This window comes from Bergeyella zoohelcum ATCC 43767 (genome assembly GCF_000301075.1).
In the GTDB taxonomy this organism is placed as follows: Bacteria; Bacteroidota; Bacteroidia; order Flavobacteriales; family Weeksellaceae; genus Bergeyella; species Bergeyella zoohelcum.
In genome coordinates this window covers 1,633,789-1,645,308 of sequence record NZ_JH932293.1, presented here as the reverse complement: position 1 = coordinate 1,645,308, position 11,520 = coordinate 1,633,789, and the positions used below count along the sequence as shown (strand labels likewise).

14 protein-coding genes are annotated in these 11,520 nt (G+C 36.6%); 12 read left to right on the top strand and 2 right to left on the bottom strand.

The annotated features are described in order from the left end of the window. Nucleotides 1-165: 165 nt before the first annotated feature. Complete coding sequence (locus tag HMPREF9699_RS07600; RefSeq protein WP_002663815.1) at nt 166-900, top strand: DUF6261 family protein; 735 nt, start codon at nt 166-168, stop codon at nt 898-900. Nucleotides 901-1,013: 113 nt separating this feature from the next. On the opposite strand, the gene HMPREF9699_RS07595 is transcribed toward HMPREF9699_RS07600, so the two are convergent. Together HMPREF9699_RS07595 and HMPREF9699_RS07590 are read right to left on the bottom strand one after the other, a co-directional pair. Continuing rightward, the gene (locus tag HMPREF9699_RS07595; RefSeq protein WP_002663813.1) at nt 1,014-1,322 is read right to left on the bottom strand and encodes a DUF493 family protein; all 309 of its coding nucleotides are present in this window, start codon (nt 1,320-1,322) and stop codon (nt 1,014-1,016) included. 7 nt (nt 1,323-1,329) lie between these two features. Beyond that, a complete protein-coding gene (locus tag HMPREF9699_RS07590) occupies nt 1,330-1,998 on the bottom strand; it encodes a DUF4197 family protein (protein ID WP_002663807.1) in 669 nt (222 codons plus the stop codon). 101 nt (nt 1,999-2,099) lie between these two features. Between HMPREF9699_RS07590 and purB the strand changes: the two genes are divergently transcribed. The 11 genes from purB to HMPREF9699_RS07535 all read left to right on the top strand — a co-directional run bounded on the left by purB (nt 2,100) and on the right by HMPREF9699_RS07535 (nt 11,516). After that, nucleotides 2,100-3,527, top strand: coding sequence for an adenylosuccinate lyase (purB, locus tag HMPREF9699_RS07585; RefSeq protein ID WP_002663804.1), 1,428 nt, complete (start codon nt 2,100-2,102; stop codon nt 3,525-3,527). Nucleotides 3,528-3,584: 57 nt separating this feature from the next. Continuing rightward, on the top strand, nt 3,585-4,454 hold the full coding sequence (locus HMPREF9699_RS07580; RefSeq protein ID WP_081580598.1) for a putative phage abortive infection protein: 870 nt from the start codon (nt 3,585-3,587) through the stop codon (nt 4,452-4,454). Between the two features lie 140 nt (nt 4,455-4,594). Next, nucleotides 4,595-5,101: a hypothetical protein gene (locus HMPREF9699_RS07575; RefSeq protein ID WP_002663802.1), complete on the top strand. Its 507-nt coding sequence runs from the start codon at nt 4,595-4,597 to the stop codon at nt 5,099-5,101. Between the two features lie 63 nt (nt 5,102-5,164). Further along, nucleotides 5,165-5,872, top strand: coding sequence for a UMP kinase (gene pyrH / locus HMPREF9699_RS07570; RefSeq protein WP_002663801.1), 708 nt, complete (start codon nt 5,165-5,167; stop codon nt 5,870-5,872). Nucleotides 5,873-5,887: 15 nt separating this feature from the next. Continuing rightward, nucleotides 5,888-6,442, top strand: a complete 555-nt coding sequence (gene frr, locus HMPREF9699_RS07565) for a ribosome recycling factor (protein WP_002663800.1) — start codon at nt 5,888-5,890, stop codon at nt 6,440-6,442. A gap of 80 nt (nt 6,443-6,522) precedes the next feature. Further along, nucleotides 6,523-7,077 (top strand): CopD family protein, encoded by a 555-nt coding sequence (locus tag HMPREF9699_RS07560; RefSeq protein ID WP_002663798.1) that lies wholly within the window; start codon nt 6,523-6,525, stop codon nt 7,075-7,077. Further along, nucleotides 7,074-7,802 (top strand): ABC transporter permease subunit, encoded by a 729-nt coding sequence (locus HMPREF9699_RS07555; RefSeq protein ID WP_002663796.1) that lies wholly within the window; start codon nt 7,074-7,076, stop codon nt 7,800-7,802. The genes HMPREF9699_RS07560 and HMPREF9699_RS07555 overlap by 4 nt, the downstream gene beginning before the upstream one ends. A gap of 2 nt (nt 7,803-7,804) precedes the next feature. Continuing rightward, nucleotides 7,805-9,466, top strand: a complete 1,662-nt coding sequence (gldG, locus tag HMPREF9699_RS07550; protein WP_002663794.1) for a gliding motility-associated ABC transporter substrate-binding protein GldG — start codon at nt 7,805-7,807, stop codon at nt 9,464-9,466. 18 nt (nt 9,467-9,484) lie between these two features. Then, nucleotides 9,485-9,934, top strand: coding sequence for a low molecular weight protein-tyrosine-phosphatase (locus tag HMPREF9699_RS07545; RefSeq protein ID WP_446325274.1), 450 nt, complete (start codon nt 9,485-9,487; stop codon nt 9,932-9,934). A 150-nt stretch (nt 9,935-10,084) separates the two neighbouring features. After that, nucleotides 10,085-10,792 (top strand): SAM-dependent methyltransferase, encoded by a 708-nt coding sequence (locus HMPREF9699_RS07540; RefSeq protein ID WP_002663790.1) that lies wholly within the window; start codon nt 10,085-10,087, stop codon nt 10,790-10,792. Nucleotides 10,793-10,898: 106 nt separating this feature from the next. Continuing rightward, on the top strand, nt 10,899-11,516 hold the full coding sequence (locus tag HMPREF9699_RS07535; protein WP_002663789.1) for a deoxynucleoside kinase: 618 nt from the start codon (nt 10,899-10,901) through the stop codon (nt 11,514-11,516). Nucleotides 11,517-11,520: the final 4 nt, after the last annotated feature.

Below are 11,520 nucleotides of genomic sequence, written 5' to 3'. Positions count from 1 at the left end.
GCTTTTTGCCGACCGCCGAAAGTGTCTCGCTGAGCAGAAACATACAATTGCCGACCGCCGAAACCTTCTCGCCGAGTGGATTGGGGCTTTAGCCGAAGAATTTTGGATATTAATAAGTATAATCCAATATATTTTAAGTACATTTGGTTATCTAAATTTTTTAATATGAAAACAATTCATTTAACCAAACTTCAAAACACAGAACATTTGGCACTGATGACCGATGTGCTAAAACTTTTAAAGGAAGCGAACATAGATGCCTTAGCACCTCTAAAAACAGCGTTTGAAAAGCAGGTAAAAGCATCAGAAGAGGCACAAAAGCAAATCCGAAAAAATGAACACACCAGTGATTTGGTGAGCCTTGATGAGAAAAGAGACCGTATCTATCGAGGCTTGGTATTAAGGCTTCAGTCTGAAGAGTTGGCAGAGGTGGAAGAGCGAAGAGCTGCAGCCAAAAAGGTAAGTTTAGTGATAAATACCTATGGAAATTTTACTAAATTTAACTACCGAAAAGAGACGGCAGAAATTTATAATCTGATTTCGGATTTAAACTCAGATGAATACCGCCCAGCAATGCAAAAAGTAGGAATAGAAGAGTGGGTGAACTGGCTGGATACGGTAAATAAAGCCTTTGAAACGCTGTATGACCAACGCCGAGATGACTATGCCGAACAGCCTACCGTAGATGTGAAAAATATCCGAAAAGAGCTGGATGCTTCGTTTAAGAAAATTCAAGAAATGACGCGGGCTTTAGTCATTTTACAACCCTCGGAGACCTTAAATACCTTTATCTCAAAAACCAATGCCACCATCAATAAGTGGAAAGAAGTTTTAGCCCAAAGAATCCCAAAAAAAACTAAGAAAAATGAAACTAAAGAGGAGGGAAAAGAGGAAAAATAAAGATATAGGGTACAAGTAGAATGTGAGATATCCGCATTTTCAGTCTATGACAAATCCCCTTTCAGAATAATGAAAGGGGATTTTTATGAAATCTTAGCAAGTAAGAATGAGATTTACAGTGCCACCACACCTTCTATTTTTTGTACCTCTTGGTAGAGATGAATCACCTGTTGGGCATCCATCACGAAGACTTGTATGCTTGTAGAGATGTACTTTCCGTTGGCACTTTCTCTGGTATTGATGGTGTATTGTAGCCCATCAAAAATCCTATAAATCTCTGATAGTTTTTCATTATCATTCGGGAAGATAAACTTAAACAGATACTCTTCCGGAAACTGATGATTCTCTTCTAATTTTTCTTTTAATGAGGAGTAAAACTCTTCCGCATTTCTATGCTGATGGGTATTGTCAATAATGTTCATTGTAAAATTATTTTTTATTTAATAAATCTTTTCTTTCTTCGTTTTCATATTTTTCGATGAGGAAATAAATTCCGTTCACCAGTTGCTCTGTTGCCAGATGAGAGAGCTGGAATTTCTGAGTATTATTCTGTTTTCCCAGCAGGTTCCCCAGACCATTTAACCCTTGCATCAGGGTATTCACGGTTTGTGCTATTCCATATTGGTTCATTTCTGCCTCCACTTTGGGGAGTAGTGTATTAAAAAGTTCTCTCTCTGATTTTTCTCTTAGTACTTTTGTAGCCATACCATTGCCCCCATTAATGATTCTATCCACATCGTGGCTATTGAGCTGATTCACGGCATTCCTAAGGATAGGCGTAGAGAGATTTACGGTATCTGCTGCAATATCTGCTATATATTCTTTCGTTTTTTTCGCTGTCTGTGGAGAAATTTTATTAAGTCCGTTATAGAGGCTTTGTAGAGAGTCTGGCAATGCTTTAATAATTAAATCATTCTGAAGAAAAGCCTCTTTATTATTGAAAATTTTCCCTGCCGAATAGATGCCGCCTAAAAGTATCTTTTTAATAATGGCTACACCAATGGTAGAGGTAGCAATTGCCGTACAAGATTGGGTACTGGTAATGATGAAGCTGCCACCTGCTACTAATAAACCTAATGATAAGATGATTTTTTTCATGAACGATGATTTCAGGGACGGTAATAAGCAAAAAATGAGCCAAAATTACTATGTCACAATACTAGAAAATCCGTAAATTTGTTGCTATTAAATAGAATATGATGAATACCTACAAAAACCCACTAGAAGAGCGTTATTCCAGCGCAGAAATGTTGTTCAATTTTTCACACGATAATAAATTCCAAAACTGGAGAAAACTATGGATTGCTTTGGCAGAAATTGAGAAAGACCTTGGCTTGGATATTTCCGATGAGCAAATTCAGCAACTCAAAGACAACGCCACCAATATAGACTATACCAAAGCAGCCGAATACGAAAAACGCTTCCGCCATGATGTGATGGCACATGTGCATACTTATGGTGATGTGGCTCCTTTGGCCAGACCAATTATCCACTTGGGAGCGACTTCCGCTTTCGTGGGCGATAATACGGATTTGATTCAGATGCGTGACGGACTGCTTATTCTGAGAAAGAAACTGGTAAATGTCATCAAAGGCTTATCTGATTTTGCTATGAAATACAAAGATATGCCTACGCTTGGCTTTACGCATTTCCAGCCCGCACAGCTTACTACGGTGGGAAAAAGAGCGACACTTTGGCTACAATCTTTGATTTTGGATTTCGAAGAATTGGAGTTTTTCTTGGAAACTTTAAGATTCAGAGGCGTAAAAGGAACTACGGGAACAGCTGCCAGCTTCCTAGAGCTTTTCAATGGGGATTATGATAAAGTAAAAACACTGGACAAGGAACTTTCTAAACGCTTTGGTTTTGACAAAGTTTTCGGCGTATCGGGACAAACTTACGACAGAAAGCTGGATGCTAAGGTGGTCTCATTATTGTCAAATATCGCCCAGTCGGCACATAAATTCACCAACGATTTAAGATTGCTTCAAAACTTAAAAGAAATAGAAGAACCATTTGAAAAAGACCAAATCGGTTCTTCAGCGATGGCGTATAAGCGAAACCCTATGCGTTCCGAGAGAATTGGAGCTTTGGCAAAATATGTGATGTCTTTGTCTTCAAGTTCTGCAATGGTAGCCGCTACCCAATGGTTTGAAAGAACGCTAGACGACTCTGCTAATAAGCGCCTTACCATTCCACAGGCATTTCTTGCCGTAGATGCTATTCTATTGATTTGGAATAATATAATGAACGGATTGGTAGTGTATGAAAACCGTATCAATAAGCATATAATGGACGAATTGCCGTTTATGGCGACTGAATACATCATTATGGAAGAAGTGAAAGCGGGGGGCGACCGACAAGAAATCCACGAAACCATCCGCGTACACTCTATGGAAGCCAGCAAAAAAGTGAAAATGGAAGGCAAGGAAAACGACCTTATCGAACGAATAATGAACGATAGCTCTCTAAAACTTGACAAGTCTAAGCTCTCCGAAGTCCTCGACCCGAAAAACTTCGTAGGCTTTGCCCCAAAACAAACCGAAGAGTTCGTGAAAAACGAAGCCCAACCGATTTTGGATAAATATGCTGATTTGATTGGATTGGAAGCGGAGCTGAAAGTGTAAGATGAATGTAGCCCTATTTAGGGCTACTTTTCTAGATATTAACCAAACTTGAATATAGTGTCTAACAAAGAAAACGATTTTAGCGGATATTTATATTGGGCATTCTTATTTATAATATTCGCGTTGGTTGCACCATTCATATTTACTAAATGTAGCACTTCGGTGTATTTTAATGAAACCACTGAGCAAATAGGGGGTACTATAGGGGGGATAATGAATCCTTTCATCAGTATTGCAGCGGTCATTGTAACAGGATTGGCTTTTTATGCTCAGTACAGGGCAAATGACATGGTAAGAAAACAGTTTGAAATTCAAAAGTTTGAAAACCAATTTTATCAAAGATTACGGCTTCATAAGGAGAATATTAACGAGATAGAGATAGAAAGTAAAGGGAAATTAATGAAAGGGAGAGCTGCTTTTTATCAAATGCTAGAAGATTTGGAGCAAGAATTAGAAAAGGAAAAAAGTAATGTGAATGATAGACAAGCGTTTCAGGAAAAAGTATATTCAAAATTTTATAAAGAATATGGTAAGCATATCAGTCACTACTTTAGACATTTATTTCACACTGTTGAGTTTGTGGTGAATCAAAATGATGAAATAATAGACAAAAAACAAAAAAGAGAGTATCTGCAAATATTAATAATTCAAATGTCTAATGATGAGCATAAATTGCTTTTTTACGATTGGTTAGCTCCTAATTATGGAGGGCCTTGGGAGGAATTGGATGAGAGAAAAGAAGGAAATCATTTTTTCACAGAATATAGAATGATATATAATTTGTGGTATGATGAATTAGTTAAATGTGAACTAGTAAAAAATGAACTAGTCGCCCTAAGGGACAGGTATAAAGATAATAAATATGAGGATTATTTTTTTGAGCAAGGAGATGATATAGAGCGGAAATTTAAGGTAAACCCTAAGTGATTTGTTTTTTAAAATAAACCTCAAGTAATGAATCTTAAAATTAACTCGTAAGACCTTTATCCTATATGTGTAATATGATATCACGGTTTTTATATTTTAAAAATTAGAATACAACATTGAAAAATAAAAAATATCAAAAAATGAAAAAAATAGCGATTGCATTCGGTTTGTTAATGAGTGGATTTTCCTTCGGACAAATCAAAGCTATTCCCCTGAATACGGAGGAAGTAAATAGACTGGCTTATGATGCTCTTTCTGGATTTTCTACCCTGAAAGAAGAAACCATTAACGCCTTAAACATTAAAAATACCATAGGTTTTTTGGTAGAATTTCAGCACGAGGGAAAAGTTATAGGCAAGAAAATAATTAAGCTGTACTCTGCACTTCATAATATGGGAGCTTCTTATAGTCTTTCGGATAAGAGGGTAGAAATGTGCTTTAAAACCAAAGATTTATCAGATAGTATTAATTTTAATTTATTGAAAACCAATCATTGGAAAATTGTACACCCGAAAGGAGGTGAGGAGCATATTTGTACAGATCATTTAGGCGTTGATTTATTTCATTCCAAAGATCAAAATAATCACTACCAAATGAATAGCCTTGTGGATGGAAAGATTCAAATGATACTCTACAGATTAGAATAACGGTATAAATTTTCCTATCAGAAACCTCTTTTTTCGGTACAATTGACTATATTTGCAGAACTTATGAAATACAAGCGCATACTTTTGAAATTGAGTGGAGAAGCCCTAATGGGAAATCTTCAGTATGGTATAGATACGGATAGATTGCATGATTATGCTATGGAAATCAAAGCCGTGGTAGAGCAAGGTTGTGAGGTAGCCATCGTTATTGGTGGTGGAAATATTTTTCGTGGTGTAGCAGGAGCTGCCAAAGGAATGGACAGAGTGCAAGGAGATTATATGGGAATGCTGGCTACGGTGATTAACGGCATGGCTTTACAAGGGGCATTAGAAGATGTAGGCATTAAAACCCGACTTCAGAGTGCCATAGAAATGGACAAAGTGGCAGAGCCTTTTATTAAAAGAAGGGCGGTGCGTCATTTGGAAAAGGGTAGAGTAGTCATCTTTGGAGCAGGAACGGGAAATCCTTATTTCACTACGGATACTGCTGCTACGCTTCGTGCAATAGAAATCGGTGCAGATGTTATTCTGAAAGGTACAAGGGTGGACGGAATCTATGATAAAGACCCAGAGAAAAATCAAAATGCTGTGAAGTACAATTCCTTGACTTTCGATGAAGTATTCGATAAAAATCTTAAAGTGATGGATATGACGGCATTTACCCTCAGCCACGAAAATAAACTGCCCATCATCGTTTTTGATATGAATAAAAAAGGAAATCTTAATAAACTCGTCCAAGGAGAGCCTATCGGAACCTTGGTAGATTTATAATGCTAATAAAAAAATATGGAAGAGATAAAGCTAATTTTAGACATGGTAAAGCAGGAAATGGATGCTGCTTTGAAACATTTGGATCATGCTTTCCAAAAAATTCGTGCGGGTAGAGCTTCTACCGCTATGGTGCAAGATGTTATGGTAGAATATTATGGAGCGATGACTCCACTTAATCAGGTGGCGAATGTATCTATTCCAGATGCCATGACTATTTCTATCCAGCCTTGGGACAGAACGGCCATCAATGCTATAGAAAAGGCGATTATTGTCTCGAATCTTGGGTTCGCACCTTCTAATAATGGGGATGTGATTATCCTTAATGTACCACCACTTACTGAGGAACGCCGTAAGGAACTTGCAAAACAGGCAAAGGCGGAAACGGAGCAAACAAAAATTACCATCCGTAATGCGCGTCAAGATGGAATGAAAGATTTGAAAAAATTAGATGGGATTTCTGAGGATATTATTAAGGATTCCGAAGAGCAAATCCAAAACTTAACGGATGCTTTCATTAAAAAAGCAGATGAACAGCTCAAGGTGAAAGAAGCAGATATTATGAAAGTGTAAGTGTACTTTGTATAAATGATTAAAATCAATAGGTTGCATATTATTTCGCAACCTATTTCTATTGAAAACCCTATTTTATCATGCTTTACACCGTTATTAAGGCTTTGCATATCATTTTTATGGTCAGTTATTTCGCGGGGATTTTTTATCTTGTTCGGCTTTTTGTTTATTATAAAGACACCGATGAGTTCGAAGAAAATAAAAAAAATATCCTTAGAGAGCAGTATATTTTCATGGCCAGAAGACTTTGGAATATCATCACAGTTCCCGCAGGGAGTATCATGTTACTGATGGGAATCATCATGCTTATCCTTCAGCCTTATTTGCTTAAGATGCCTTGGTTTCATTTGAAACTTTTATTTTTGTTGGGATTGATGGGGTATCATTATTGGGCTTGGAAAATGGTTTTAAAGCTCAAAAAAATGGGAGGAGCTTCTTTAGAAATACCTAATATTAAGCTGAGACAATTTAATGAAATAGCTACTTTTATACTTTTTTTGGTGGTGTTTACCGTTATTTTAAAAGGCTTACTCTTTGAGTATTGGTGGCAATTGATATTGGGCTTTTTTACATTAGTGATTTTAATTACGGGCATTGTAAAATGGGTGAATAAAAATAAAAAACAAAATTCGTGATAGCAATAATAAAAAAGGAATTGTGGACGCTGCTGGGGCAATATATGGGTTGGCTCATCATTGCGGGATTCAGTGTAGTATCTACGCTATTTCTCTTTTTCTTTGAGAATGATGCCAATATTTTTGATATTGGGGTGGCGTCTTTGCAGAGCTTCTTTGGGCTTTGTCCTTGGCTTTTTATGTTTACCATTCCTGCACTTACCATGCGTACCCTTGCGGAGGAACAGCAGCAGGGTACTTTACTTACTTTATTTTCATTGCCACTAAAAACATCAGACATCGTTATAGGGAAATTTATATCGGTGTATATAGTGGGTTTATTGTGTATCTTACCAGCATTGGTTTATCTTTATACCATTCATATTTTGGGCGTTCCCGAAGGGAATTTTGATGGTGGAGCTACGCTGGGGTCTTTTTTAGGACTGATATTGCTATTAGGCGTTTTTATAGGTATTGGTATATTTTCATCAGCATTGGCATCTCATCAGGTAGCGGCTTATCTCTTAGGAATGGCAATTTCTTTTGTTTTATTCTTTGGTATTCAGCAGATTTCCTCTTATCAGCTTCTCGGGAGTGCCGATTATTTTCTCAGCGAAATAGGGCTATATAGCCATTATATTGCGTTCAGCAGAGGACTGATAGATACTAAAGATTTAGCGTATTTACTTTTCATCATTTTACTTACTATTTTTGGGTCAGTATATGTGATGAATCAAAAAAAATAATCATGAATTGGAATAAATCTTACACTATATATGTCATTATAGGAGTTATTTTGCTCATTTTTTCCTTGGGGATTTTCTCTCATCGTTTTGATTTGACGGAGGAGAAGAGATATACCCTTTCTGAAACTTCTCAAAAGGTGATTAAGAATGTAAAATCTCCATTAAAAATAGAGGTCTATCTAGAGGGAGAGTTTCCTGCAAATTTTAAGCAATTGCAGAACGAAACCCGATTTATGCTGGAAGATTTTCAAAAACTGAATAGTAAAATCAACTTTACTTTCATAGATCCTATTGCGAAAAAAATGCCTCAAGATACACTGATGGCAATGGGTATGGAGCCTTCTGTTCTTCCTGATATGAAAGATGGAAAAGTGGAACAAATTGTTATTTTTCCTTATGCCGTACTGAAATATAAAGGCAAAGGGATTTCGGTCCCCCTTATCGTGCAGCAAAGTGGCATTGATGGGGCAGAGCAACTCCAAAAATCTATGGAAGCACTAGAATATAATCTCACTTCGGCTATTCAAAAGATTACCTCTGATATCCGAAAAAATGTAGGGATTATAGTGAATCAAGATGAACTTCAGCCCGATGAATTTCAGGGATTTTTACAGATGGCTTCCGAAAATTATACCGTAGCTCCCGTGATTCCTAAAAATGAAAATGAACTGACGGCGGAGGATTTGTCTTATCTTAAGAAAATAGACGCTTTGGTCATTGCAAAACCAAGGAAAGCCTTTACCAATGGTGAAAAATTAGTTCTAGACCAATACATGATGCACGGAGGAAAAACGCTGTGGATGATGGACGCGGTGAATGCGGAGATGGATACGCTTTTTCATAGTAAAAAAATCATGGCATATCCTTATGATACCAATATGAATGATTTTTTCTTTAATTATGGTATCCGAATCAATCCTGTTTTAGTCAAAGATTTCCAAAAATCTGCACTCATCCGTTTGGTTTCTGGTGAAGTGGCAGGAAATCCACAGTATTCTAGCTTTCTATGGCCTTATTTTCCTTTGGGCGTGGCTGAAAATGAAAACGCTATTACCCGAAATATCAATCCCGTAAAATTTGAATTTCCAAGTTCCATAGATACCCTTTCCAGAGCAGGAATTCAGCATAAAGTTCTTTTCGAGACCAGTCCTTATACTACGCTGAAATCCATCCCGAATTATGTGGCTTTATCTGAAATAGTTTCCACGGACAGCATAGGCGATATGGAGCGAAAAACGCACTCTAAGATATTGGCAGTGAGCGTAGAGGGGAAGTTTAAATCTGCTTATGCCCAGAGAGTAGAAAGAAATAATATTCCCAATTTTAAATCGGAAAGCGATGTAAATAAAATGGTAGTCATTGCAGATGGAGACATTGGTAGAAATGCTATTTTGAAAGGGGAACCGCTACCTTTGGGTGTGGATTTATTGACCAACCAGCAATATGGTAATGAGCAGTTCCTGAGAAATGTACTAGATTATCTTTTGGATGACCATCATCTCATGGAGCTTAGGAATAGAAATATAGAAGCCCGACTGCTGGATAGAACCAGAATAAATTTGGAAAGAAAAGAATGGCAGTGGTTTAATATGTTGGTTCCTATCATTATCATTGCTATCCTCGCAGGAATTGCACTGTATCTAAGGAAAAAGAAATTCGGTTAAATATTTTTAAAATAGAAAATAATGAAAATATTAATGCTCTGTCTAGGGAATATTTGTAGAAGCCCTCTAGCGGAAGGAATCTTACGAAGTAAATTAGACGAAAATTTCATCATTGATTCGGCAGGAACGGCCAATTATCATACAGGCTCAGCTCCTGATGGACGCTCTATCGGGATAGCTCAAAAATATGGTATTGACATTGCTCATCAAAAAGCGAGACAACTGAGAGAAAAGGATTTTCATGAATTTGATGTGATTTATGCTATGGATAAATCCAATCTCAGAGATGCACTTGCCATAGCTCCTAAAGGAATGGAACATAAAGTAAAACTCATCCTTAAAGAAAACCCTCGTGCTTCTGTAGAGGATGTTCCAGACCCTTACTATGGTGGCGAAGACGGGTTTGAAAATGTGTATCATCTGCTTAACGAAGCATGTGATGTGATAGTAGAGAAACTATTGAAATAAAAGGTTATTTTAGAAATTAGAAATTCTATTGCTTATAGTTTCTTGCTTTTTATCCTCTGCTGTTTTTGTTGAAGAAAATATTACCGAAAATTTAAAAGTTATTCCGTATCAGTTGTTATATCTATTGTATTCATTAAAATTATTACCTCTATGCTTTATCTTCTTCCTGCCTTTCTTTCTTCAGAAACCCCCAATACGCATTTTGCTCCAGTGATTACCGAAATCATTGAGAAAATAGATTGTTATTTTGTAGAAAATGAAAAAACGGCAAGAAAAGTGGTTAAGTTTTTTGCTCCTAATAAAAAACAGGCTGATTTAAAACTCTTTATTTTAGATAAATACACTGAAAGAAATGATATAAAAGAGGCTTTGGAATGGATGGAAAAGGGGGTGGATTTTGCGGTGCTTTCAGAAGCGGGTTTACCCTGCATTGCAGACCCTGGTAATGTTGTGGTGGCTTGGTGTCATGAAAAAAATATAGAAGTTTGCCCTATAGACGGTCCCAGCTCCATTATTTTAGCATTAATTTCTTCGGGATTTAATGGTCAGCATTTTACTTTTCACGGCTATCTTCCTATTGATAAAATGGAAAGAAGAAAAAAAATCCTTGCCATGGAAGAGCAAGTAAAGAAAACAGGGGCTACCCAAATTTTCATGGAAACACCTTATAGGAATACTCAGCTTCTTGAAGCACTTATTTCTGCTCTGCATTCCAATACTCCGCTCTGTATTGCTGCCAATATTCAGCACCCTACAGCACAATACATTAAGACCAAAACCATTGGGCAGTGGAAAAATGAAAAACCTGATTTTCATAAAATTCCTGCTATTTTTGTAATGGGAAGGGTAGGAAAATAATCATTTGTAAAGCTTCTCTTTTTATCCCCAAAAACAAAAAATCCCACTCAACTTATCGGCTATATAAAAGGTAAATCGTAATTTTACGAGCTAATAAAAAAAGACCATGCACATAGCGATTACAGGAAATATAGGAGCGGGAAAAACTACCCTTACCAATATGCTGGCAAAGCATTACGGCTGGGAAGCACAGTTTGAAGATGTGGATGATAATCCTTATCTTTCAGATTTTTATGCAGATATGAGCCAGTGGAGTTTCGCACTACAAATTTATTTTTTAGGAAGTAGGTTCAGGCAGATTAAGGAAATCCGTGAAAGTGGTAAAAACATTATTCAGGATAGAACCATCTACGAAGACGCATATATTTTCGCTGAAAATTTATACGATATGGAGTTACTCTCTGAAAGAGATTTTAATAACTATTTTTCCATATTTAAACTGATGAAGAGTTTTGTGTCTGCTCCTGATTTGCTTATTTATCTTAGATCTGATGTACCGAATTTAGTCAAAAAAATCTTCAAAAGAGGCAGAGATTATGAAGCATCTATCAGTATAGAATACTTAGCAAAGCTCAATGAAAAATATGAAAAATGGATTTCCTCTTATCAAGAAGGGAAATTATTAATCATAGATGTAGATAATCTTGATTTTGTGGAACATAAAGAGGATTTTGGGTTTATATTAGAAAAAATAGATGCCGAACTGTATGGACTTTTTAAATAATGAA

Excerpts from the sequence above, each read along its gene's own strand:
- HMPREF9699_RS07540 (WP_002663790.1), top strand. The coding sequence starts at position 10,085 with ATGCTTTATCTTCTTCCTGCCTTTCTTTCTTCAGAAACCCCCAATACG.
- pyrH (WP_002663801.1), top strand. The coding sequence starts at position 5,165 with ATGAAATACAAGCGCATACTTTTGAAATTGAGTGGAGAAGCCCTAATG.
- HMPREF9699_RS07560 (WP_002663798.1), top strand. The coding sequence starts at position 6,523 with ATGCTTTACACCGTTATTAAGGCTTTGCATATCATTTTTATGGTCAGT.
- purB (WP_002663804.1), top strand. The coding sequence starts at position 2,100 with ATGAATACCTACAAAAACCCACTAGAAGAGCGTTATTCCAGCGCAGAA.
- HMPREF9699_RS07600 (WP_002663815.1), top strand. The coding sequence starts at position 166 with ATGAAAACAATTCATTTAACCAAACTTCAAAACACAGAACATTTGGCA.
- HMPREF9699_RS07590 (WP_002663807.1), bottom strand. The coding sequence starts at position 1,998 with ATGAAAAAAATCATCTTATCATTAGGTTTATTAGTAGCAGGTGGCAGC.
- HMPREF9699_RS07575 (WP_002663802.1), top strand. The coding sequence starts at position 4,595 with ATGAAAAAAATAGCGATTGCATTCGGTTTGTTAATGAGTGGATTTTCC.
- HMPREF9699_RS07535 (WP_002663789.1), top strand. The coding sequence starts at position 10,899 with ATGCACATAGCGATTACAGGAAATATAGGAGCGGGAAAAACTACCCTT.
- gldG (WP_002663794.1), top strand. The coding sequence starts at position 7,805 with ATGAATTGGAATAAATCTTACACTATATATGTCATTATAGGAGTTATT.
- frr (WP_002663800.1), top strand. The coding sequence starts at position 5,888 with ATGGAAGAGATAAAGCTAATTTTAGACATGGTAAAGCAGGAAATGGAT.
- HMPREF9699_RS07595 (WP_002663813.1), bottom strand. The coding sequence starts at position 1,322 with ATGAACATTATTGACAATACCCATCAGCATAGAAATGCGGAAGAGTTT.